The organism is Rhizobium sp. R634 (genome assembly GCF_002211305.1).
Taxonomy (GTDB): domain Bacteria; phylum Pseudomonadota; class Alphaproteobacteria; order Rhizobiales; family Rhizobiaceae; genus Rhizobium.
Window position 1 is genome coordinate 212,465 of record NZ_LOKW01000029.1, and the last position, 23,113, is coordinate 235,577.

The following is a 23,113-nucleotide window of genomic DNA, read 5'->3' on the forward strand; positions in this document are numbered from 1 at the left end:
GGTCACATCAGGTCGCGGGGGATCCGCTTTTCCGAAAAGACCTTTTCGAAGATCTGCACGTCATCCTCGAAAGCCGTGACGACGGCACTGACAATCCAGTCGGTCGCCGTGCAGGCAATCCGTGCGGTGGCGACGGTGCGGACGAACCAGCCGGGTCGGCGCATGTCGCAGGTCCAGGTCGACGTACCCATCATCGACAGCGGATCATCCGGCGAAATCGACCAGACCTCCTCGCGCAATTGCCGTGTCGAAAGGCCAGTCTCGGGGTGCTCGTAGAGCCCGGTATCCTCGTGGATGCGATACTCCGTCCGGTTGGCAGAGAGGTCGCGGACGACCTGCCGCTTCGTCGTGGCGGGCGAGTGCTCGATGTATTTCGGCAGCGGATCGGGATTGGCCGGCTCCGCGATTTCGATCCTCTCGTGTTCGCCGAGCATCGGCAGACCCAGGCCGAGCGAGGCGATATCGATGTCCACCCCATCGTCCTCAGGCGGCGGCAGGATCATCGGCCAATAGGCGGTGGAAAGCGAAAGGCGGATGCGGTGGCCCTTGCGGAAACGGTAGCCGCAGGCGTCGAGCACGAGACGGATCGACACTGTCTCGCCTGGCACCGGCGGCTCAGGGTCGGCATTGCCGTCGCGGTGGGTGAGATTGACGACGCCGAAGGCGACCCGCATCGCCGTGCCGTCGGGATGGACATCGATGAGCCGGGCGCAGAGATTGCCGCCTGTTGTCCGGGAGCGCAGCCCAAGTGTCAGCACGGGCCGGCCGAGATAGTCCTGGTCTCCGGCAAGTGGCATCGTATCGAAGACCAGCGAACCGGCGTCGTCACCGCGCTGATCGATCGCCATTTCGGCGTCGGGCTTCAAAGTGAAATATTCGCCCGAAGCCGTGCCGGTATCGAGGGGAGACCTGAGATAGACGGAATGCTCCGGCGCATGCGGGATCGGCATGCCTTCCGTCAGCTTGCCGAACTGCTCGACGTAAAAGCACTGCATCCGCGGCGGCGGCCAGACGTTTCTGGCGACCCAGAAACCCGGATCGCTGTCGCGCCGCGGGGCGGGGCGGATGGCATCGAGAATATAGGCGCGGGTCTGCGGCAGTCTGTCGATGCCATTGTCCTCGCCCCGCAGCCATTTGTTCCACCAGGCGATCGCCTCGCCATGGAAATCGACGCGCGGTTTCGGCCAGGCGAAGTGCGGATATTTGTGCACCCAGGGACCGATCAGCGCCTTCGCCTTTTCCCCCAGGCCCTCGACCGCCATCAGCGGCGTGTTGCGGTAGCCATCCGCCCAACCGGCAATGACAAGTGCCGGAATCTCGACGCTGGAAAAATCCTCCGAGATCGAGCCGTGACGCCAGAACTCGTCGCGCCGCTGGTGCGCCAGCCATTCCTCCATGAAAAAAGGTTCGCCTGCCAGGCGTTCCAGCCACATCTCCTTCCAGTCTTCACCGACAAGCGCCGGATCGGGCGGGCGTGACTGATAGCCGAGCATGGTCGCGGCCCATGAGAGCTGGGCGGAGAGATGGCAGCCGTTCTTGTAATGGATATCGTCGTTGTAGCGGTCGACGGTCGAGGCGATCGAGATGACTGCCTTCAGCGCCGGCGGACGCAATGCGGCGACCTGCAGGCTATTGAAACCGCCCCAGGAGATGCCCATCATCCCGACCGAGCCGTTCGACCAGGGCTGCGCGGCGATCCAGGCAATCAGGTCGCAGGCGTCGGCAAGCTCGCGCTCGGTATATTCGCCGTCGATGACACCGTCGGATTCGCCGGATCCGCGAATATCGACGCGCACGCCGGCAATGCCAGCGGCGGCGAAGACCGGATAGGTCGACTCGTCCCGGAGGCTGGTTCCGTCCCGCTTGCGATAGGGCAGAAATTCGAAGACGGCGGGAACGGGATCTTCAACCGCCCCATCCGGCATCCAGATGCGGGCGGCAAGCCGTGTCCCATCCTTCAGCGTGATCCATTCGTTCTCAATGGTGGTGAAGCCGCGCGAAGCCATGTTCATTCCTTTCAGTGACCGGCGCTTTCCATGCGCCGCGTGGCAAGCACCCGTTCCAGCCAGCCGATCTCCATCTCCGGCACGGATTTCAGAAGCAGATCCGTGTAGTCGTCGAAGGGCGGCGACAGCGCCTTCGATTTCGGGCCGAAGCGCACCAGCTTGCCGCGATGCATCACCGCCACGCTGTCGGCAATCGCCCGGACGATCGCGATGTCGTGGGTGATGAAGATATAGGAAAGCTGCTCTTCCTCCTGCAGTCGCAGGAGCAATTTCAAAATGCCTTCCGCCACCAGCGGATCGAGCGCCGAAGTCGGCTCGTCGCAGAGGATGAGTTCGGGCTTGGCGGCAAGAGCTCTGGCGATCGCCACGCGCTGCTTCTGGCCGCCCGACAGTTCGGCCGGGTAACGATCGATGAAGCCGTTGCCCATCTCGATTTGGTCGAGCAGCTCCTTCACCCTCGCCGTCTTCTCAGCACCCCTCAGCCCATAATAGAAGGTCAGTGGCCGGCCGATGATGTCACGCACCGTCTGCCGCGGGTTCATCGCCGTGTCGGCCATCTGGTAGATCAGCTGGATGCGCCTCAGATCGTCGTTCGGTCGGTTCTTCAGATCGGGCACCAGCGGCTTGCCGTCGAAGACGATGCGTCCGCTGCCCGGCGGCAGGAGGCCGGTAATGGCGCGCGCCAGGCTCGATTTTCCGGAGCCGGATTCGCCAACGACGGCAAGCGTCTGCCCCTTTGGCACATGCAGCGAGACATCGTGCAGCACCTTGAAGCCGTTGGAATATTCGGCGCTGACATTCTCCACCTTGAGAAGGGCCGAGGCCTGGTCGGCGGCTTCGCCGCGATAGGCCTGCCTGACATTGACCAGCGCCCGAGTGTAATCCTCGCGCGGCGCTTCGATGATTTGCTGGACACTGCCATACTCCACCTGCCTGCCGTGGCGCAGGACCATGATGTCATCGGAGATCTGGGCGACGACGGCGAGGTCGTGGGTGATGTAGAGCGCGGCGGTGTGCGTCTCCTCGATCGCATGTTTGATCGCCGCCAGCACGTCGATCTGCGTGGTGACGTCGAGCGCCGTGGTCGGCTCGTCGAAAACGATGAGCTCGGGGTTGGAGCAGAGCGCCATCGCCGTCATTGCACGCTGCAGCTGGCCGCCGGAGACCTGATGGGCGAAGCGCTCGCCGAAGGTTTCCGGATTGGGCAGGCCGAGGACGCGGAACAGATAGAGCGCCCGTTTGCGCGCCTCGTCCTTGCTCATCAATCCATGCTTGACCGACGCCTCGATCACCTGATCACCGAGCCGGTGTGCCGGATTGAAGGCGGCTGCCGCCGACTGCGCGACATAGCAGACCCGCGCACCGCGGATTTTCCTCACACCGTTCTTGCCGAGCGTCAGGATATCGGCGCCGTCGAGCCGCACTTCGCCGCCGGTGATTTCGGCGCCGCCACGGCCATAGGCCAGCGCCGAAAGGCCGATCGTCGATTTGCCGGCGCCCGATTCCCCGATCAGCCCAAGGACCTTGCCCTTCTGGAGGTCGAAGGAGACGCCATCGACGATGGTCACGCGCTTCGGCGGCTCGCCCGGCGGATAGCTGGTCGCCTCGATCTTCAGATTGCGGACGGAAAGAAGCTCAGGCATCGCCGCGCCCTCCCTTGAGGCTGGATGTGCGTTTCAGGAGCCAGTCGACGACGAGGTTGACGCAAATGGCCAGCGTCGCAATCGCGGTGCCCGGCACCAGGGCTGCGGAGATGCCGAAGATGATGCCGTCCTTGTTGTCCTTGACCATCCCGCCCCAATCGGCGGCCGGCGGCTGGATGCCGAGGCCGAGAAAGGAGAGGGTGGAGAGGAAGAGGATCGAGAAGGCGAAGCGCAAGCCGAATTCGGCCAGCAGCGGCGACAGCGTGTTCGGCAGGATCTCGCGGAAGATGATCCAGAGCTTGCCTTCGCCGCGCAGCTTCGCCGCCTCGACGAATTCCATCACCGCCACATCGAGCGCCACGGCGCGGCCGAGACGATAGACGCGGGTGGAATCCAGGATCGCCATGACGAGGATCAGGACAACCATATTCTGCGGCAGGACCGCGAGCACCACGAGCGCGAAGATCAGCGTCGGGATCGACATCATTAGATCGTTGAAGCGCGAAAAGACCGTGTCGACGATGCCGCGCGAGACAGCCGCCGTGAAGCTCAGGATGACGCCGAGCGAGAAGGAGATGATGGTGGCGGCGGAGGCGACGAGCAACGTCGTGCGCGCGCCGAAAATCAGGCGCGAGAGGATGTCGCGGCCGAGATTGTCGAGGCCGAAGACATATTTATCGTCAGGCAGTTGCCAGACGTCGCCGACGACCTGGGTCTCGCCGTAGGGCGCGATCCAGGGCGCGAAGATCGCGAAGATGAAGGCGATGGCGATGCCTGTTATGCCGATCCAGGCGGTGATGGGGATGTCTCTTGCTCTCATCTCGGATGCCTCAGCCGGGGATTGGCGACGATCGCGAGGATATCGGCCATCATGTTGAGGAAGATGTAGACGGCCGCAAAGATCAGGCCGCAGGCCTGCACGACGGGCATGTCGCGCACGGTCACCGCATCGACCATATATTGCCCCATGCCGGGATAGACGAACACGACTTCGACGACCACGACGCCGACGACGAGGTAGGCGAGGTTCAGGGCGACGACATTGATGATCGGTGCGAGCGCATTCGGAGCGGCGTGCTTGACGATCGAACGGAAGGCGCTGAGGCCCTTCAGCTCCGCTGTCTCCATATAGGCCGAGGACATGACGGAAAGGATCGCTGCCCGCGTCATGCGCATCATGTGGGCGAGCACGACGAGCACAAGGGTCGCCGTCGGCAGCGCGATCGCGTTCAATCGCTCGACGAAGCCCATGCTGTCATAGACTGTCGCCGGAAAGGTGGCCATGCCGAACTTCACCGCGAAAAACAGGATCAGCAGGTAGCCGATGAAGAATTCCGGCAGGGAGATTGCCGCCAGCGAAATCACGTTGATGATCTTGTCAGGCATGCGGTTGCGGAAGTGCACCGAGACCATGCCGAGACCGATGGCGAGCGGCACTGAAATCAACGCCGCGAAACCCGCCAGGAACAGCGAATTGCCGAGACGTTTGCCGATCTGCTCGCTGACCGAATTCTTGCTGGCCCAGGAGGTGCCGAAATCCCCCTGGACGGCACTGCCGAGCCACTCGATGTAGCGTGTCGTCACCGGGCGATCGAGCCCGAGATCCTGGCGAATATTGGCGACGGCTTGCGGCGTCGCCGACTGGCCGAGATAGGTGGTGGCAAAATCGCCGGGCAGAGCTTCCAGGCCGCCGAAGATCAGGATGGAAACGGCAAAAAGCAAAACGATGCTGAGCACGAGGCGCTCGAGGATGAGGGCAAGCAGCGGGAAACGCTGCCGGAACCGGAGGCCGGGCAGGATATTGCTTGGGGCAGGATTGGTCATGGCGAAGGCCTAGCGCTGAAACGTCGGGAGGACCGCGGGTTTGATCCCACGGTCCCGGTTTCGTTGGAGGTCGGAAGGGCGTGTGCCCTTTGCCGCTAGGCGTCCAGCCAGACGCGGGTTGCGACGTAGCCGTTCGACATGTCGTTGCCGATGTCGTGAACATAGCCCTTCACCTGCTTGGTCGAAGCGTTCACGAAGTCGTTGAACATTGGCAGGATCAGCCCACCCTCGTCGCGCACCATCATGGCCATGGAGCGATACATATCCTTGCGCTTGGCTTCATCAAGCTCGGAGCGGGCCTCCAGCAGGAGCTTGTCGAAGTCGGGGCGCTTGAAGCGGGTGTCGTTCCAGTCCGCCGTCGAGAGATAGGCGGTGGAATACATCTGGTCCTGCGTCGGCCGGCCGCCCCAATAAGAGGTCGAGAAGGGCTGGACGTTCCAGACATTGGTCCAGTAGCCGTCGCCCGGCTCGCGCTTGACCTCGATCTCGATCCCGGCCTTCTTGCAGCTTTCCTGATAGAGGACGGCCGCATCGACGCCGCCGGGGAAGGCGACTTCCGAGGTGCGCAGAAGAACCGAGCCGCTATGACCCGACTTCTTGTAGTGGAAGGCCGCCTTGTCGGGATCGTAGACGCGCTGCTCGATGCCCTCGGGGAAGAGCGCATAGGTGGCGTTGATCGGAAAGTCGTTGCCGACCTTGCCGTAGCCGCCGAGGATCTTTTCCACCATGGTCTCGCGGTCCATGGCGTATTTCAGCGCCAGCCGCAGGTCGTTATTGTCGAACGGCGCCTTGTCGCAGTGCATGATGAAGACGTAGTGGCCGCGGCCGGCGGTCGAGAGGATCTCGACATTGGGGGCGCGTTTCAAGAGGTTGACCGTCTTCGGATCGACGCGGTTGATATAGTGCACCTGGCCAGACGACAGCGCCGCGATGCGGGCGGTTGCGTCGTTCATACCGATGATCTCGATCGAATCGACATAGCCGCGGTCGGTACGCCAGTCTTCCTTGTTCTTCTCGAAAGTGGCGCGAACGCCGGGTTCGAAGCTCGTGAGCTTGTAAGGGCCGGTGCCGATCGAGGCGAGGGGATCGTCGACGCCCCCATTCGGCTGGATGACCAGATGGTAGTCCGACAGCAGCAGCGGCATGTCGGCATTGCCTTCGCTGAGCGTCAGGACGAGGTTGCCGCCGTCGGCCTTGATCTCCTTGATCGAGCCGAGAACGCCGAGCGCACCGGATTCGGACTTCGCATCCGTATGGCGCTTCAGCGTCGCAACGACGTCGTCGATCGTCAGCTCCTTGCCGTCATGGAACTTGACGCCCTTGCGGATCTTGAAGGTCCAGGTCACCGCATCCTTCGACGGCTCCCAGGATTCGGCAAGCGCCGGCACGGCCGCACCCGTCAGCGGGTCTGACTCAACCAGCATGTCGCCCCAGCAGCGGCCGACGCAGAACATGAACTGCGACAGGAATTTCGCCGGGTCCTTGGAATCGGTTGCGGCACCGCCTTCGAGGCCGAGCTTGAGGTGGCCGCCGCGCTTCGGTTCGGCGGCTTCGGCGCTTTCGGTGAAGAGCTTGTCGGCGACGGCAAGCGTGATGCCGGCCGCCATGGCGCGTCCCATGAATTCGCGGCGGCTGAGCCCGCCCGCGGTGACGCGACTTGCAAGATATTTCGTATAGTCGTTCATTCCCCAGTTCCTTCTTTATGGTGCGTTGACAGAACTTCCGGGCAGGATCGCAGGCGGTTTCCTCTCCGCCTCCGGTGCCCGCATCATGCGGGAAAATGCTGCGGTTGCCGCCGCCTCGTTACTTTCCTTTCCAAATCGGGTTTCGCTTCTCGGCGAAGGCGCGGGCGCCTTCCAATTGGTCTTCGCTCGAATAGAGCCTGTCGACCGTCGCAAACTGCCGCTTGGTGATCTTGTTCATGGCAGTCTGGAACGTCGAACCCTCCGCTTCGCGTACGATTTCCTTGATCGCCGCATAGACGAGCGGCGGCCCGCTTTCGAGCAGGCGGGCGAGCTCCCAGGCTCTCGCCATCAGCCGGTCGGCCGGCAAGACCTCATTGACGAAGCCCCAGCGATGCGCCTCGTGCACATCGAGCCAGCGTCCGGTCAAAAGCATGTCCATGGCGATGTGGTAGGGAATGCGTTTCGGCAGCTTGATCGACGCCGCGTCGGCAACCGTGCCCGAGCGGATTTCAGGCAGGGCGAATGTCGCATGCTCGGCGGCGAGGATCAGATCGGCCGAAAGCGCGATCTCCAATCCGCCGCCACAACAGATGCCGTTGACCGCACAAATGACCGGCTTGTTGAGATCGCGCAGCTCCTGCAATCCGCCGAAGCCGCCCACGCCGTAATCGCCGTCGATCGCATCGCCTGACGCAGCCGCCTTCAGGTCCCATCCGGCACAGAAGAACTTTTCGCCCCCACCCGTCACGATGGCGACGCGCAACTCGGGATCGTCGCGGAAATCGCGGAAGATCAATCCCATGACACGACTGGTCGCAAGGTCGATGGCGTTCGCCTTCGGCCGGTCGATGACGACTTCCAGAACGCCGCCGTCACGTCGTGTGCGAATAGGATCGCTCAAACCTACGCTACCTCCTTCGCCGTATGAGAGCATCAACTGCGGCCACACCGCGCCCTTCGGGAAGAACCATCAAGGGATTAAGGTCCAGTTCCTCCAGGCGCACCGCATTCGTTACGACATATTCTGCCGTAGCTGCGACAGCATCGACGGCAGCTTGGAGATCGCCCCTCGGCCGGCCGCGATAGCCATTGATCAATTTCGCAATCTTGAGACGCGAAATCGCCGCATGAATCTCGGCTTTCGTCGCCGGAAGCGGCAGGATGACGGAATCCTCAAGCAATTCCACGAAAACTCCACCCGCTCCCAATGTCAGCGACAATCCGAAGACGGGATCGCGGGTAGCGCCGACGATGAGCTCTGCGACCGAGGGATCGACCATCTTCTCGACGAGATAACCGGCATCGCAGGCCATGGCCGCCGCCGCATCCGATACGGCCTCCGCATTCCTGAGATTGAGCACGACAGCCCCTGCCTCGGTCTTGTGGGCTATGCCGAGGCCCTTGAGAACGACCGGGAAGCCGAGCCGTTCGGCCTGCTCGGCGGCTTCGCGAGAAGAAAAGGCCTGCAGCCCTCGGGGAACGGGAAGGCCGCAGGCAGAAAGTTCCATCTTTGCATCAGCTTCGGTCAGTGTTTCGATCTCGCCCTCCATAGGCCGCACATCGAGCAGCGGCGCGGGCGGCGGGCGATCCCAGGCTCGACCGATGCCGGCGGCGACTTCCGCTGCGGTGACCGCTTCATCGATGCCTGAGAAGGCGATGATACCGTTTGCCATCAGACGATCGGCGACTGGCTCCGGCATATTCTCGGGAAGGGTCGCAAGAACGCCGGCCAATGCGCCGGTCGCGGCAGCCGCGGCGATGACCGCGTCCACCGTTGTCGTCCACTCGGATGCATCGCATCGGTCGCCGCGAGGGAAGTCCAGCACCACCAGATTGAGCGCGCAGCCGCCCTCGAACATGGCGCTGAAGGCTTCCGTCTGGCGCGCGGCGTCACCCCAGACGAAGGTGTGGTAGTCGAGCGGATTGGACAGCGCCACCATCTCGCCGAGCACCTGCCGCAGACGCGGCAATTGCTGCGGCTGCAGTGCCGGAAACTCCACATTGCGGCTGACCGCGGCATCCGCCATCAGCGAGGCCTCGCCACCGGAGCAGCTCATGGACGAGATCGAATGGCTGGCGAGCGGACCGGCGATATGCAGGAGCTTCAAGGTTTCGAGCAGCGCCGGCAAGCTCTGGACACGGCCGAGGCCGAAGCGGGCGAGCACGGCATCCGCCACCGCATCGCTGCCGGCGAGCGATGCCGTGTGTGACACCGCCGCATGTCTTGCCTGCTCTGATCGGCCGACCTTCAGCACGACAACGGGCTTCCGTGAACGCCGAGCAATGGCGGCAAGACGTTCGAGCGCTGCAAGATCGCCAAACCCTTCGACGTGGAGGCCGATCGCCGTCACACGCGGATCGTTCATCAGCGCGCAGGCGACATCGGCAAGCGGTGTCTGCGCCTGGTTGCCTGCCGTAACCACATAGGCGATCGGCAGGCCGCGAGTCTGCATGGTCAGGTTGATGGCGATATTGGAGGATTGCGTGAGGATCGCGACACCCCGTTCGATCCGCTGCATGCCGTGCTGGTCGGGCCATAACAGAGCGCCATCGAGGCCGTTGATCAGCCCATAGCAGTTCGGCCCGAGGATCGGCATGTCACCGGCCGCCTCTACGAGAGCCTTCTGCAGTTCGGCGCCATCGGCCAGTTCCGCCGTCGCCTCGCTGAATCCAGATGCATAACAGACCGCCCCGCCGGCGCCGGCGCGCGAAAGGCCGCGCACGATGTCGATGGTCAGCGCTCGGTTGACGCCGACAAAGGCAGCGTCCGGTGCGGCGGGCAGATCGGAAAGCGAGCGGTAGCAGGGCCGCCCGAGCACCTCGTCCAATTTGGGATGAACGGGCCAGATCTCACCGGCAAAGCCCATTCGGTCGCATTGCTCGATCACCCGGCGCGCCTCACGGCCGCCGAAGACGGCGATCGTTTGCGGTCTGAGCAGGCGGTCGAGCGGGCTGGATGTCATCGGCTCATGCTCCCAAAGGCCGAAGCAGGTCGCGGCTGATGATATGCCGCTGGATTTCCGAGGTGCCGTCCCAGATGCGCTCGACGCGCGCATCGCGCCAGAAACGAGCAAGCGGCAGGTCATCCATCAGGCCCATGCCGCCGTAGATCTGGATCGCCTCATCCGTCACGCGCGCCAGCATTTCGGAGGCATAGAGCTTGGCAGAGGCAATCTGCCGGTCGGCAGAAAGGCCGGCATCGAGCCGCCAGGCGGCTGCAAGCGTCAGCCACTCGGCCGCGTCGATCTCGGTGATCATATCGGCGAGCTTGAACGACACGCCCTGATTGGCGCCGATCGGCTTGCCGAACTGCTTGCGTTCGGCGGCATAGGGCAAGGCCATCTCGAAGACGCGCCGCGCCCGGCCGACGCAGGTGGCGGCAACCGTCAGCCGCGTGCCGTAGAGCCATTGATTGGCGATATCGAAGCCACGATGCACCTCGCCCAGCACCTGGGATTCGGGGACCCGGCAATCGGTGAAGCTCAAGGTGCAGTTATGGTAGCCGCGATGCGAGACGGAATCATAGCCTTTCAGGATCTCGAACCCAGGCGTGCCGCGATCGACGAGGAAGGCCGTGATCTTCTTCTTGATGCCCTTCGGCGTTTCCTCCTCGCCTGTCGCGGCAAAGACGATGACGAAATCAGCGACATCGGCATGCGAGATGAAATGCTTCGTGCCGTTCAGCACGAAGTCGCCGCCGTCGCGGCGGGCAGCACACTTCATGCCGCGCATGTCGGAACCGGCATCCGGCTCGGTGATGGCAAGCGCATCGATCTTCTCGCCGCGCACCGCCGGCAGCAAATAGCGCTCGCGCTGCTCGCCCTCGCAGGCCATCAGAATGCCGGAGGGCCGGCCGAAGAAGACCGTCAGGCCGAGCGAGCCACGACCGAGCTCCCGCTCCACCAGCGTGAAGGTGACGTGGTCGAGGCCGGCGCCGCCGACCTCCTCGGAAAAATTGCAGGCGTAAAAGCCGAGATCGATGCATTTGCGCTGGATCTCGCGCCCGAGTTCCGGCGGGACGATGCCGGTCCGCTCGACCGCGTTCTCATGCGGATAGATTTCGGTCTCGACGAAAGCGCGAACCGTCTCGACGATCATTTCCTGTTCTTCGCTGAGACCAAAATCCATGCCGATCCTCCTCACCGCCTCTGGCCGACGTGGCGGCCGGCGCCTTCGGGCAGCGCCAGTTCCGCATGGGCCGCAGCAATCGCCTTCACTCTGTCGAGCACCACGGCCGGCGCCGCCACCGCCTTGCCCGCCTTGCTGTCGACATGCAGCAGCATCTGCTCGGCGGTTGCGATGACCTCGGCCGTCGCCGTGTCGTGCAGGGTGTGGAACACATGCAGCCGCTTCTCGTCGGCGCTCAGGATCTGGCAGGCCGAATGGATCGACTGCCCGAGTTTCGCCTCGCCGAGATGGCGGATATGGCTTTCCACCGTGTAATAGCTGTGCCCCGCCTCGACATAGGCAAGATCGACGCCGACGAGACGCAGCAGCGCGTCGGACGTATCACCGAAGACCTGCAGATAGCGGTGCTCGGTCATATGGCCGTTATAATCGACCCAGGCCGGGCTCACCTTGGTTTCGACAAGCCGCAGCGGCTGCGAAGGATCGGCGGGCATTGTCTCGCCGCCGCCTTCTGCCCAGAGCGATTGCTCGAAATCCTTGAGCAGCTTGCCGGCGCCCCAGCCTTTGCCGCCATCGCCGCCCTTCAGCGCCTGAAGGATGCCGACGAGATTCTCGTCGCGGATGCGCTCAAGCTGGCGGATCGAAAGGCCCGCCGCCTGTTCGTCGGATTGCCGGCCGATCTTTTCGATCAGCGCATCGTCGAGATCGACGACATCGGTGAGCTTGGTCCAGGGCCAGGCAAGGCAGGGACCGAACTGGGCGAGGAAGTGGCGCATGCCGGCCTCGCCGCCGGCGATGCGGTAGGTCTGGAACAGGCCCATCTGCGCCCAGCGCAGGCCGAAGGAGTAGCGGATGACGTCGTCGAGCGTCTCGACCGTGCAGATATCGTCGTGGATGAGCCAGAGAGCCTCGCGCCAGAGCGCTTCGAGCAGCCGGTCGCCGACGAAGGCCTCAATCTCCTTGGCGATATGGACGCCCTTCATGCCGACCGGCGGCAATCTTTCCATCGCCGCCCGGATGGTTGCGGCCGAAGTCTTCTCCCCACCGACGATCTCGACGAGCGGCAGCAGATAGACCGGGTTATAGGGGTGGGCGACGAAGAGCCGCTCCGGATGCTTCATGTCGCGCTGCAGATCGCTCGGCAGCAGACCCGAGGTGGAAGAGCCGATCAGGGCATCCGGGCGCGCAGCCGCGTCGATCTCTGTCAGGACGCGGCGCTTGAGATCGAGCCTTTCCGGCACGCTTTCCTGGATCCAGTCGGCGTCGGTGACGGCTTCCGCCAGCGTCGGGCAGAAGCGGAGCCTGCCGGGCGGCGGCAGCGGTGCGCCGGTCATCATGGCATAGGCTCTTTCGGCATTGGCGATCACCTCGCCGACGATGCGGCCTGCTTCCGGATGCGGGTCGAACACATCGACGTCGATGCCGGCGAGCAGGAAACGGGCGATCCATCCGCCGCCAATGACGCCGCCGCCGATACAGGCCGCCTTGCTGATCTTGGTCATGATATCCTCAGCGCTTCGTCAGCTTCAGCTTCTTGCGCACATCTTCCGGTCCGATGATGCGTGCGCCCATGCCTTCCACCACCTGAACCGCCTTTTCGACGAGCTGCGCATTGGTGGCGAGCTGGCCCTTGCCGACGAAGAGGTTGTCCTCAAGGCCGACGCGCACATTGCCGCCGGCCAGAACCGCCGCCGCCGGATAGGCCATGGCGTTGCGGCCGATCGAGAAAGCCGAGAAGGTCCAGCTGTCAGGCACATTGTTGACCATCGCCATGAACGTGTTGAGATCGTCGGGCGCGCCCCATGGAATGCCCATGCAGAGCTGGATCAGCACCGGGTCTTCGATCAGGCCTTCCTCGGCGAGCTGCTTGGCGAACCAGAGATGGCCGGTGTCGAAGGCCTCGATCTCCGGCCGCACGCCGAGATCCGTCATCTTCTTGGCCATCGCCCGCAGTATGGCCGGCGTGTTGGTCATGACATAGTCGCCTAGATTGAAGTTCATCGTGCCGCAGTCGAGCGTGCAGATCTCGGGCAGGCATTCCGCGACATGGCTGACGCGCTCGCTGGCGCCCGCCATATCAGTGCCTTTCGCATTGAGGGGGAGGGGGCTTTCGACGTCCCCGAAGATCAGATCCCCGCCCATGCCGGCCGTCAGATTGAGGACGACGTCGACATCCGCCGAGCGGATGCGGTCGGTGACCTCCCTGTAGAGATCGTTGCGGCGGCTCGCGGCCCCCGTTTCCGGATCGCGGACATGGCAGTGAACAACGGCCGCCCCAGCCTTGGCGGCGTCGATCGCGGAATCCGCGATCTGCTTGGGAGTGATGGGAACATGGCTGGATTTGGAAACCGTATCGCCGGCGCCGGTGACAGCGCAGGTGATGAAGACATCGCGGTTCATCGCTAGAGGCATGTTTTTGTTCTCCCCGTCTTGCCGGGCATTACGCGACAGGACGAGCAGCAATGCTTTGCATTTTCGGAAGCCATCGATACATTATCGGAAACCTTGGGAGGTGGCCTTGCTGCAGCGATCGACGGAACGGCTCGATATCGACCTTCTCGTCCTGCCGGATACGAACCTGATCCTGATCGCATCGGTCATCGAGCCGCTGCGCGGCGCCAACCGCATCGCCGGCAGCGAGCTCTATCGCTGGCGGCTGCTGACGCCGGACGGCGCGCCGGTCCCGACCACCAGCCACATCGCGATCCCGGCCGAAGGCATCTTCCAGGCGACAACCGAGGACAAGCCGCTCTTCGTGCTGGCGAGTTACAACTGGCACCGCAGCGCGACGCCGGCACTCAAGATGCAGCTTTCCCAGGCCGCCCGCTACCGCAGGATCGTTGCCGGCATCGAGTCCGGCACGTGGCTGCTCGCCGAAGCAAGCCTGCTCGACGGACTGCGGGCGACTGTCCATTGGGAGGATTACGAGGATTTCGCGATCGCCTATCCCGACGTGAGGGCCGTCAAGGATCGTTTCGTCATCGACGGCAAGCGGCTGACGACATCGGGTTCGCTCCCGACCGTGGACCTGATGCTGGAGGTGATCCGACATCGGCAGGGTTATTCACTGGCGCTCGAAGTCAGCCGGCTGTTCCGTTATGAGCAGCCTTCCTTCCACGCCGACGAAACGCTTTCGGCCGCTTCGGCGGGGCTGCGCGCGCATGATCCGCGCGTGACGCAGGCGGTGCATCTGATGGAGGAGCATATCGAGCAGCCCCTGATCCTTGCGCGGCTCGCCCGCAGGGTCGGCGTCAGCGCCCGGCATCTGCAGGACCTCTTCCAGCAGAGCATCGGCGCGCCGCCGCATGTGCATTATCTCGCGCTGCGTCTGAACACGGCGCGCCGCAAGGTGATCGAGACGACGGCCTCCTTCGCCGACATCGCGGCGGCGACCGGCTTCAATTCGGCCTCGGCCTTTGCAAGAAGCTACCGGGCGAGTTTTTCGGAGAGCCCGTCGGAGACACGGCGCCGCTTGCGCCGCCGTATCATACCATCGGCGCCGACATAGGTTGGAATGCGTCCCGCAGCATCTCGGCGAGTTCCCGCACCGCCTCGCTGGAGCGGAAACTATTGCGGCGTAGAACGACCTTGGAGGAGTCGACCGGCGGAAAGCCGTCTTCGGCCGTCAGTTCGCGGCAGCCGGGCGGAATGCTGCTGCGGGAAAGCGTGGTGACGGCGAGACCCGCTGTCACGGCATTTTTCAGCCCCGAACCGGTATCGGCGATAAAGGCGATCCGGTAGCTGCGGCCGATCTGCTCCAGCGACCGGAGCGCAAAGTCGCGCGACCAGGTGGAGTTGCGATAGGTCGCAACCGGCAGGGGATCGATGTCGTGCAGCCGATGCACCATCGAAGTGACCCAGACGGTCGGATCGATGCAGAGAACTTCGCCCTTGTTCTGATCGCTCCAGTCGAAAACGACGGCCAGATCGAGCTCGTCCCTCTCCAGGGCGGCGAGGTTGCGGACGGTGTAGTCGCAGGACACGGTGACTTCGACCGCCGGATGACGCACCGCGAAAGCCGCAAGGGCGGCCGGCAGCACCGTCTGGCTGTATTCTTCGGGAATTCCAATGCGGACCGGCCCATCGAGCGGCTTGCTGCGGATCGTCGCCGCCGCCTCGTTCAGGAGATCGATGACCCTGCGGGCATAGGGTACGAGCTGAATGCCTTGACGCGTGAGCAGCACCCCACGGGCGCCGCGCTCGAAAAGGTTCTCGCCGATTGCCGCCTCAAGCCTTTTGATCTGGGTGCTGACGGCAGATTGCGTCCGCCCGATGCGCTGAGCGGCCGCCGAAAAGTTCGACGTCTCGGCGACAACAAGGAAGGTTCTGAGAAGATCGCTCTCGATCGGTTCTTGCATGGAAAGCCATAGAAAAAATCGATGATAGATATCACTACCATTCGTTTGTCAAATGTCAATTGCTGGCGCAGAAATGGGCGGCGTTCGACTTCCTTCTTTGAGACCATCTGCGTGACCATTGAAAATCCGGCCAGACACCTCGCAGGCAGCGAGCACGAGAAGGGTGTGCTTCTCATCGTTGCCGCGACACTAGCCTGGAGCGCGAGTGGCGTTTACTCGCGGCTCCTCACCACCGACGTATGGACGGCGATCGCCTGGCGGTCGCTGTTCGGAGGCCTGTTCCTGCTGATCCCCTGCCTTTTCCTCGAAGGGGGCATCTCGCGGCGGCAATGGCGTTCCGTCTTTCATCCGTCCGGACTAGCGATGATCGCATGCCAGACTTTCAGTCAGGGATGCTTCATCGGGGCGCTCTACATGACCACCGTCGCCAATGTGACGATGATCTATGCGACGACGCCCTTCATTGCGGCTCTGTTCGGCTGGCTCATCCTCGGAGAGAGGGTTGCCAGGCGGACGATGATTGCCGGCGCCGTGTCCCTCTTCGGCGTCGGCGTCATCGTCGCCTCGTCGATCGGCGGCGGCACCGGCTGGGGCGATCTGCTGGCCCTCGGCATGACCGCATCCTTCGCGCTCGTCATCATCATTCCGCGCATCAGCCCCGGCGTGCCGAGCCTGCCGCCGACCGTCGTCAGCGCCTTTCTGACCTTGGTCATCTTCGCGCCGTTCGGTTCGGTCGGTTCGCTCGACCTGCACAACTGGATCGTGCTTGCGGCTTTCGGCGCCACCAACTTCTCACTCGCGCTGGTTCTCTTCCTCGCTGGCGCAAAGCGGATGCCGCCGGCGGAAGCCGCGCTGATCGGCACGATGGAAATCGTGCTGACGCCCTTCTGGGTCTGGCTGCTGTTTTCCGAAGCGCCGCCCATTGCCACCTATTTCGGCGGCGCCATCATCCTCGGCGCCGTGCTCTGGCATACGGCGGTCGACTTCAGCCGAGGCCGGCGGCGATCTTACGACGGCTAGTTTAGCTTACTGGCGCAACTGCATTCAGCTGAGCGGCCGCCGTTTCACGGCGAGCGCCAGCCTTACAGCATCATGAAACCTCAGCCCCCGTTAGGCAAAGAACGCACGAAGCTGAGCGAAAAACCCGCTTGGTTTGGGATCCACGATCTTTCGCACGCGGCGAGCGACGGCCGCAGCGCTGACGCTTTCACCAAAATGGCAGAAGCAGACAAGCTCGTGCAACTGTTCGTCGCTGAGTTCGAAGAACCGTTTGGCTTCTCCATAGCTGTCATTTTCCATTCCTGCCGCCCGCAGGACGGGATCAGCAAATGCGACGGAGATCGGGGTATCGTCATCCCGCAAGGCCATCCGATCCGCGATCGGCTGATATTCTGTTTCGTGAAGCGTCTTGAGAAACGGCCTGGGGCTGCGTTCGAGACTTTCGGCCCACCGTTCGATGCGTTCACGCCGTGTCAGTTCAAGGCGCTTAAAGGTCGTGCTGACCTTAGCAACTGTTTTCAGCTGCTCCAGTGCGTACTGTTCCATTCCGGCCTCCTATCTTCAAGAAAAATAGATGGTCCGCTCCCAAAAGCAGCGTGGCTCAGGTCGCAGCCGATGTCCAATCACGATTGAAAACGGCGTCTGCTTCGATCAAATCTTCTGAGATCATCCGGAAAACCGCCCTATTCCAGGGGCCAACTCGTTCCCTTGAGCGGCACGCTGCCGCGGATTTTCGACTGTCGTCTTTGAATTGCACCCATGTCGTTTTTTCGGGCGCTGTTTTCCGCCGGAAGTGGTTTCCTTGTGGTGTTCAAGGCGCCGCCTCGCGAGCTGGCGACATGAGCCATTGGGAGGCCGGTCCGATGCCGGCGCTGCCCCGCAGCGGTTAGAACAACTGAGTCCTCAAGCAGATCGCCGGATGAGACATTCGGAAGGATATCGAGACGGATCGAAAGGAGGTTCTGGAGCCCGAAACCAGCTCTCTGCGCGGCAGATCGACGATCGCGGCGGCGATGACGAGCGGACGACAGGAACGGCCTCCTGTTCACTCTCTCCCTCCATCCGATCGGTCAATCATGAAATTCGAATATCGCCCGATGCGGCGATATCCGGCGTCGTGAATACCGAGCCGCAAAGGAGGCGGCCCGGAGGAAGGGGTTGCCGCCGGCTATCGGCTGCAGCTCGAGGCATCAAACACATGGGAGGAATCCATGAGCAAGAATAGAGGCGTCGTCTATCTCAGGCCGGGCAAGGTCGAGGTCCGCGACATCGACGATCCGAAGCTGGAAGCGCCGGACGGCCGCCGCATCGAGCACGGCGTTATCCTGAAGGTGATATCGACCAATATCTGCGGTTCCGACCAGCACATGGTCCGCGGCCGCACGACGGCGATGCCGGGCCTGGTCCTCGGCCACGAAATCACCGGCGAGATCATCGAGAAGGGCGTCGACGTCGAGATGCTCGACATCGGCGATATCGTCTCAGTGCCCTTCAATGTCGCCTGCGGCCGTTGCCGCTGCTGCAAATCCCAGGATACCGGCGTCTGCCTGACGGTGAACCCGGCCCGCGCCGGCGGCGCCTACGGTTATGTCGACATGGGCGGCTGGATCGGCGGGCAGGCGCGTTACGTCACCATTCCCTATGCAGACTTCAACCTGCTGAAAATCCCGGATCGGGACAAGGCAATGGCGAAGATCCGCGATCTCACCATGCTTTCCGACATCCTGCCGACCGGCTTCCATGGCGCGGTGCGCGCGGGCGTCGGCGTCGGCTCGACCGTCTATGTCGCGGGCGCCGGTCCCGTCGGCCTTGCCGCTGCGGCTTCGGCCCGCATCCTCGGCGCTGCGGTCGTCATGATCGGCGACTTCAACAAGGATCGTCTTGCCCATGCGGCCAAGGTCGGTTTCGAACCCATCGATCTCTCCAAGAGCGATCGTCTCGGCGACATGATCGCTGAGGTCGTCGGCAGCAATGAGGTGGACAGCGCCATCGACGCGGTCGGCTTCGAGGCGAGGGGCCATTCGGGCGGCGAACAGCCGGCGATCGTGCTCAACCAGATGATGGAGATTACCCGCGCCGCCGGTTCGATCGGCATTCCCGGCCTCTACGTCACCGAGGATCCCGGTGCCGTCGACAATGCCGCCAAGCACGGCAATCTCTCGCTCCGCTTCGGCCTCGGCTGGGCCAAGGCCCAGTCCTTCCACACCGGCCAGACGCCGGTGCTGAAATACAATCGCCAGCTCATGCAGGCGATCCTCCATGACCGGCTGCCGATTGCCGATATCGTCAACGCCAAGGTCATCCCGCTTGATGATGCCGTCCAGGGCTATGAGAGCTTCGACCATGGAGCGGCGACGAAATTCGTCCTCGATCCGCATGGCGACGTCACCAAGGCCGCATAACGATCAGACCGAAACGGAGATGGCCGGACGAACCGGCCATCTCACGGCAATCGCATGAAAATTCGGCTGGCGGCTATTGGATGCTGAACGGGAAATATTTCGCGTTGATCATGTCATAGGTCCCGTCTTCCTTGATCGCCTTCAAGGCCGCGTTCAGGCGCGCAAGGCGTTCGCCGTCATCCAGGCGCACCGCAATCCCGGCGCCCTCGCCGAAATAGGTGACGTCGGCCAGATCCGGGCCCTTGAACTCGCAGCAGCTTCCCGCCTTGGTGTTGGCGATCCAGTCATAGATGGCGAGCTTGTCTTCCAGGATGATATCGACGCTGCCGTCCGCCAGCCCCTTGTACAGTTCCGGCGAAGACCGGAAAACCGTCTTCTTCATGTCGGGATATAGATGATTGGCGTAGGACTCCTGCGCCGTCGACGAGGTCACGCCGAGATTTTTGTCATGCAGGGCGGCCGGGCTGACATCGCTGATTGCAGAATCCTTGCGGACGATGAATACCGACGGGCTGGTGTAGTATTTTTCGGTGAAGGCAACCTTCTGGCGGCGCTCCAGGCTCATCGACATGGATGAGATGATCGCATCGTATTTCTTGCCGACGAGATCGGGAATCATGTCGTCCCACTTCTCGATGATGAATTTGCATTCGAATTTGCCGGTTTCGCACAGCGCATTGGCAATATCGATGTCGAAGCCCTGAAGCTTATTGTTGGCGTCGAGGTAATTGAAAGGCGGAAACGCGCCTTCGACGGCAATGCGCATCGGCGCGGAATCCTGCGCAACGGCCTCAACCGGCAAGGTCGCGGCCAAGACGGCGCCGACGCTCGCCATCAGTGTTGCGCGCAATGTGGTCTGGATGGATCTGCGCATCATTGTCCGGACTCCCTGGGACATAGTCGATCTTTCCCAATAGTGAGCATTAGCCTTTAATTCTACGTGAACGCTTCTTTGTTAGAGTCTGCGACAGCGTTAATTTTGTTTTGGTGATTGCGCCCTGGTCTAGCGGTGTTTTGGGGTCTGCGCTTGCACATCGTCCTTCCCTCCAGCTCCAATACGTTTCAGCAATCCTGGATCGCCTCGGGAAGAATTCTCTTTCTGATCGCCATCAGCGGATTGGGAGCGATCGGGCTCGTCGTTCTCTCGGCGCTCTGGGCGGGCAAGGAGAGCGATGCTGCGGCGCTCGATCGTCAGCGCCAGCTCGTGAATGCGCGCCTGCGCGAACAGGTCGATCAGGTCGCCCACGTTATCGGCCAGTTCGGCAACGGCTACCTTGCCCGCGTCTATCCCGCATCCCAGGCAGCAGGCGTTTCCTCCAGCCTCGATGCGGTTCTCTCGGCAGCGGCCGGCAGTGCGATCAGTCAAACCGCGATGTCCGCCTTTGGCTACGACCAGGCCTTCGTCGTCGATGAGAAGGCTCAGCTGGTCATGCTGACCGACGCCGCAACGGAAAAGCGCTACCGCTGGATGAGGCCTCTCTTCCTGCCTCTCCTCAAAGATGCCCGCCTGACGACAGATCAAGGCGTTGTCTTCAGCGAACGAACACCATCGTCGCTGGAAAGCCGCCGTGCGAGCATGATCAATCTCAACCATGCACTCGCCAATCTGATGCGGCTGGAGGGCCGTCCGACCATAGTCGGCATCGTCGGCATCAACGACACTCCTCAGGGGCAACGGCAGCCCGCACGGCAATTTCTGATCGTCGTGCGGTTTCTCGACGGGGCGGCACTGGACGAATTGAGCCGGCAGCAGGGCCTCAACGGCGCCCGCTTCGCGCGCACGGCCGATCCCGACGAGGACGAAGTGGCGTTTCAGATCGATGCGACGGCAAACGGCGAACCGATCGGCTTCATCGTGTGGCGGCCCGACCTTCCGGGTTCCAGAGTGATCGGCCGATTGATGCCGGCGCTTTCAATTGCCGCCCTGGTGATCGCAGTCCTGCTCTCGGTCCTGCTCGTGCGACTGCGAACCAGTCTCGGCGAGCTGAAGAAAAGCGAGCTTCATGCAAGGCAGCTTGCGCTGCATGATGTGCTGACCGGCCTTCCCAATCGCGCCTTGTTCGCGATGCGGTTCGAGGAGTGCCTGGCGCAAATGCGCAATTCCTCCGAGCGCTCGGCGGTCGCGCTTCTCGATCTCGACCGCTTCAAAGCCGTCAATGACACGTTCGGCCATGCCGCCGGCGATGAACTCATCAGGGTGGCGGCGGACCGGATCCGCTCCGTCCTTCGGCCCGGCGATACGCTTGCCCGGCTTGGCGGAGACGAATTCGCCGTGCTTCTGCGCAACATCCGGGGCGATGAAAAAATTCTGCCGACAATCTGCCAGGCGATCGTGGCCGAACTCGGCAAACCCTTCCCGCTGCTGAACGGCGAAGCGGTCGCACGTGTCGGCGGCTCGATCGGCGTCACCATCGTGCCGGACGCCGGACGCAATGCCGACGATATCATGCGGTATGCAGACGTCGCGCTCTACGAGGCCAAGATGGGCGGGAGAGGTCAATGGCGCGTCTACTCGTCGTCGATGGACGGCGGCAGAAATGCGCGCGACATTCTCAAGAACGAATTGCGGGAAGTCCTGGCCATCGGCACGGCCTCCTCCGCCAGCCGCTCCCTGCCCGATCTGAACAGGCCGGACTTCGGATCGCTCGAAGTCTACTATCAGGCTGTCCACCGCGCCGAAGCGGGATTCAAGGCGTCGGGGGCGGAAGCCCTCGTGCGCTGGCGTCACAGCCAGCGCGGATTGTTGACGCCTGCCAGCTTCATCCCTGCGGCAGAAGAGGGCGGCCTCATCGACGCGCTTGGCTTCTGGGTCCTGCGCGAAGCCTGCAATGCCGCCCGCAGCTGGCCCGAAGACACGTTCGTCGCGGTCAATGTCTCTCCTTCTCAACTGAGGCGGCCGAATTTCGCGGAGGAAGTGTTCGCCGTGCTCGAGGAGATCGGACTGTCGCCGTCGCGGCTCGAACTCGAGCTCACCGAGTCCTCGCTCATCGAGGATAATTCGGAAATTTACACCGTGCTGAAGTCGCTGCGCAGCCGAGGCGTCCAGATTTCGCTCGATGATTTCGGGACCGGCTATTCCTGCCTCAGCCATCTGATGCGCTTCGATATCGATCGGATCAAGATCGATCGTTCCTTCGTCTCGATGCTCGGCACGAAAGCCAACGGGGCTGCCATCATCGGCGCCATCGTCGCGCTCAGCCGCAACCTCGCCATCTCGACGACGGCCGAAGGCGTCGAAACCGAATATCAGCGCGATTTCCTCGCCGCCCTCGGCTGCACCGACCTCCAGGGCTATTTCTTCTCCAAGCCGGTTCCCCTTCACGAACTGGATTGTTTCCAGCCCGCCAACGGCGCGGGATCACCTCCCATCGCTTCGGAAGCCATTGCCTGAAGGACTTTCGACCTCGTCCCGATCGGGAACTTTCACTCCGGACGACGGTTAGCGCCGAAGGTCAATGGAGGATGACATGGGCGAGATCGGGGAGTGGCGCCACCTCTGCGTCGACATGCAGCGGATGTTTTCCGAAGACACGCCTTGGCACGTTCCCTGGATGGCACGGGTCTCTCCCCAGATCGAGGAACTTGCCGGCCGGCACCCGTCCCGGACGATCTTCACCCGCTTCGTTCCGCCCGAGCGCGCCGACGAGATGCCGGGAAAATGGCGGGACTACTACCGGAAATGGTGGATGATGACCGGCGAGCATCTGCCGCGCGGTCTCGTCGATCTGGCGTCTTCGCTGGCCTCGCTCGTTCCGCCGGCAAGACACTTCGACAAGCGCACCTATTCCCCGTGGATCGACGGTCGTCTTCATCAGGTCCTCCAGTCGGAGCGGGTCGATACCCTTGTCATCACCGGCGGTGAAACAGATGTCTGCGTGCTCGCCACGACGCTCGGCGCCATCGATCTCGGCTATCGCGTCATCGTGCTGAAGGACGCCGTCTGCAGCAGCGCCGACGACACCTATGATGCATCGCTGGAACTTCTGCACGATCGGTTTTCCGTGCAGCTCGAACTCGTGGAGACGGAAGAATTTCTACGCGGCCTCGGCTGAGGCCGGCCTAAAAATG

Annotated in this window: 18 protein-coding genes and 1 riboswitch; of the genes, 5 read left to right on the top strand and 13 right to left on the bottom strand. The window is 62.8% G+C overall.

Annotated elements, in window-relative coordinates; all coding sequences use genetic code 11:
• Positions 1-2 precede the first annotated feature (2 nt).
• The 10 genes from ATY77_RS31910 to ATY77_RS31955 all read right to left on the bottom strand — a co-directional run bounded on the left by ATY77_RS31910 (position 3) and on the right by ATY77_RS31955 (position 13,698).
• On the bottom strand, positions 3-2,006 hold the full coding sequence (locus ATY77_RS31910; protein ID WP_088690478.1) for a CocE/NonD family hydrolase: 2,004 nt from the start codon (positions 2,004-2,006) through the stop codon (positions 3-5).
• 11 nt (positions 2,007-2,017) lie between these two features.
• A complete protein-coding gene (locus ATY77_RS31915) occupies positions 2,018-3,649 on the bottom strand; it encodes an ABC transporter ATP-binding protein (RefSeq protein ID WP_088690402.1) in 1,632 nt (543 codons plus the stop codon).
• Positions 3,642-4,469 carry an ABC transporter permease gene (locus tag ATY77_RS31920; protein ID WP_088690403.1) on the bottom strand — a complete coding sequence of 276 codons (828 nt, stop codon included), beginning with the start codon at positions 4,467-4,469 and terminating at the stop codon, positions 3,642-3,644. The genes ATY77_RS31915 and ATY77_RS31920 overlap by 8 nt, the downstream gene beginning before the upstream one ends.
• Entirely contained in the window at positions 4,466-5,473 is a 1,008-nt protein-coding gene (locus ATY77_RS31925; RefSeq protein WP_088690404.1) for an ABC transporter permease, read from the bottom strand. Before ATY77_RS31925 ends, ATY77_RS31920 begins: the two co-directional genes overlap by 4 nt.
• Positions 5,474-5,568: 95 nt before the next feature.
• The gene (locus ATY77_RS31930; protein ID WP_088690405.1) at positions 5,569-7,158 is read right to left on the bottom strand and encodes an ABC transporter substrate-binding protein; all 1,590 of its coding nucleotides are present in this window, start codon (positions 7,156-7,158) and stop codon (positions 5,569-5,571) included.
• 118 nt (positions 7,159-7,276) lie between these two features.
• Positions 7,277-8,059 (bottom strand): carnitinyl-CoA dehydratase, encoded by a 783-nt coding sequence (locus tag ATY77_RS31935; protein ID WP_088690406.1) that lies wholly within the window; start codon positions 8,057-8,059, stop codon positions 7,277-7,279.
• 7 nt (positions 8,060-8,066) lie between these two features.
• Entirely contained in the window at positions 8,067-10,121 is a 2,055-nt protein-coding gene (locus ATY77_RS31940) for an acetate--CoA ligase family protein (RefSeq protein ID WP_088690407.1), read from the bottom strand.
• 4 nt (positions 10,122-10,125) lie between these two features.
• On the bottom strand, positions 10,126-11,286 hold the full coding sequence (locus ATY77_RS31945; protein WP_088690408.1) for an acyl-CoA dehydrogenase family protein: 1,161 nt from the start codon (positions 11,284-11,286) through the stop codon (positions 10,126-10,128).
• Between the two features lie 11 nt (positions 11,287-11,297).
• Positions 11,298-12,788, bottom strand: coding sequence for a carnitine 3-dehydrogenase (locus tag ATY77_RS31950; RefSeq protein WP_088690409.1), 1,491 nt, complete (start codon positions 12,786-12,788; stop codon positions 11,298-11,300).
• A 7-nt stretch (positions 12,789-12,795) separates the two neighbouring features.
• Positions 12,796-13,698, bottom strand: coding sequence for a 3-keto-5-aminohexanoate cleavage protein (locus ATY77_RS31955; RefSeq protein ID WP_088690410.1), 903 nt, complete (start codon positions 13,696-13,698; stop codon positions 12,796-12,798).
• 106 nt (positions 13,699-13,804) lie between these two features.
• On the opposite strand from ATY77_RS31955, the gene ATY77_RS31960 reads away from it, so the two are divergent.
• On the top strand, positions 13,805-14,794 hold the full coding sequence (locus ATY77_RS31960; RefSeq protein WP_088690480.1) for a GlxA family transcriptional regulator: 990 nt from the start codon (positions 13,805-13,807) through the stop codon (positions 14,792-14,794).
• On the opposite strand, the gene ATY77_RS31965 is transcribed toward ATY77_RS31960, so the two are convergent.
• Positions 14,772-15,644, bottom strand: a complete 873-nt coding sequence (locus tag ATY77_RS31965) for a LysR substrate-binding domain-containing protein (RefSeq protein WP_088690411.1) — start codon at positions 15,642-15,644, stop codon at positions 14,772-14,774. The two genes, ATY77_RS31960 and ATY77_RS31965, sit on opposite strands and share 23 nt — an antisense overlap.
• Before the next feature lie 111 nt (positions 15,645-15,755).
• On the opposite strand from ATY77_RS31965, the gene ATY77_RS31970 reads away from it, so the two are divergent.
• Entirely contained in the window at positions 15,756-16,664 is a 909-nt protein-coding gene (locus ATY77_RS31970; RefSeq protein ID WP_088690479.1) for an EamA family transporter, read from the top strand.
• A 90-nt stretch (positions 16,665-16,754) separates the two neighbouring features.
• Here the strand turns inward: ATY77_RS31970 and ATY77_RS31975 are convergent, their stop codons facing one another.
• Entirely contained in the window at positions 16,755-17,189 is a 435-nt protein-coding gene (locus ATY77_RS31975) for a hypothetical protein (protein WP_088690412.1), read from the bottom strand.
• A 265-nt stretch (positions 17,190-17,454) separates the two neighbouring features.
• Positions 17,455-17,642, top strand: a riboswitch (cobalamin riboswitch).
• A gap of 212 nt (positions 17,643-17,854) precedes the next feature.
• Between ATY77_RS31975 and fdhA the strand changes: the two genes are divergently transcribed.
• Complete coding sequence (gene fdhA / locus ATY77_RS31980) at positions 17,855-19,045, top strand: formaldehyde dehydrogenase, glutathione-independent (RefSeq protein WP_088690413.1); 1,191 nt, start codon at positions 17,855-17,857, stop codon at positions 19,043-19,045.
• Between the two features lie 73 nt (positions 19,046-19,118).
• Here fdhA and ATY77_RS31985 read toward each other — a convergent pair whose 3' ends face one another.
• A complete protein-coding gene (locus ATY77_RS31985) occupies positions 19,119-19,922 on the bottom strand; it encodes a transporter substrate-binding domain-containing protein (RefSeq protein ID WP_088690414.1) in 804 nt (267 codons plus the stop codon).
• A 150-nt stretch (positions 19,923-20,072) separates the two neighbouring features.
• On the opposite strand from ATY77_RS31985, the gene ATY77_RS31990 reads away from it, so the two are divergent.
• Together ATY77_RS31990 and ATY77_RS31995 are read left to right on the top strand one after the other, a co-directional pair.
• The gene (locus tag ATY77_RS31990) at positions 20,073-22,436 is read left to right on the top strand and encodes an EAL domain-containing protein (RefSeq protein ID WP_088690415.1); all 2,364 of its coding nucleotides are present in this window, start codon (positions 20,073-20,075) and stop codon (positions 22,434-22,436) included.
• A gap of 76 nt (positions 22,437-22,512) precedes the next feature.
• Complete coding sequence (locus ATY77_RS31995) at positions 22,513-23,097, top strand: cysteine hydrolase (protein WP_088690416.1); 585 nt, start codon at positions 22,513-22,515, stop codon at positions 23,095-23,097.
• Positions 23,098-23,113: the final 16 nt, after the last annotated feature.

Excerpts from the sequence above, each read along its gene's own strand:
- ATY77_RS31955 (WP_088690410.1), bottom strand. The coding sequence starts at position 13,698 with ATGCCTCTAGCGATGAACCGCGATGTCTTCATCACCTGCGCTGTCACC.
- ATY77_RS31930 (WP_088690405.1), bottom strand. The coding sequence starts at position 7,158 with ATGAACGACTATACGAAATATCTTGCAAGTCGCGTCACCGCGGGCGGG.
- ATY77_RS31995 (WP_088690416.1), top strand. The coding sequence starts at position 22,513 with ATGGGCGAGATCGGGGAGTGGCGCCACCTCTGCGTCGACATGCAGCGG.
- ATY77_RS31950 (WP_088690409.1), bottom strand. The coding sequence starts at position 12,788 with ATGACCAAGATCAGCAAGGCGGCCTGTATCGGCGGCGGCGTCATTGGC.
- ATY77_RS31965 (WP_088690411.1), bottom strand. The coding sequence starts at position 15,644 with ATGCAAGAACCGATCGAGAGCGATCTTCTCAGAACCTTCCTTGTTGTC.
- ATY77_RS31985 (WP_088690414.1), bottom strand. The coding sequence starts at position 19,922 with ATGATGCGCAGATCCATCCAGACCACATTGCGCGCAACACTGATGGCG.
- ATY77_RS31940 (WP_088690407.1), bottom strand. The coding sequence starts at position 10,121 with ATGACATCCAGCCCGCTCGACCGCCTGCTCAGACCGCAAACGATCGCC.
- ATY77_RS31975 (WP_088690412.1), bottom strand. The coding sequence starts at position 17,189 with ATGGAACAGTACGCACTGGAGCAGCTGAAAACAGTTGCTAAGGTCAGC.
- ATY77_RS31915 (WP_088690402.1), bottom strand. The coding sequence starts at position 3,649 with ATGCCTGAGCTTCTTTCCGTCCGCAATCTGAAGATCGAGGCGACCAGC.
- ATY77_RS31910 (WP_088690478.1), bottom strand. The coding sequence starts at position 2,006 with ATGGCTTCGCGCGGCTTCACCACCATTGAGAACGAATGGATCACGCTG.
- fdhA (WP_088690413.1), top strand. The coding sequence starts at position 17,855 with ATGAGCAAGAATAGAGGCGTCGTCTATCTCAGGCCGGGCAAGGTCGAG.
- ATY77_RS31925 (WP_088690404.1), bottom strand. The coding sequence starts at position 5,473 with ATGACCAATCCTGCCCCAAGCAATATCCTGCCCGGCCTCCGGTTCCGG.
- ATY77_RS31920 (WP_088690403.1), bottom strand. The coding sequence starts at position 4,469 with ATGAGAGCAAGAGACATCCCCATCACCGCCTGGATCGGCATAACAGGC.
- ATY77_RS31945 (WP_088690408.1), bottom strand. The coding sequence starts at position 11,286 with ATGGATTTTGGTCTCAGCGAAGAACAGGAAATGATCGTCGAGACGGTT.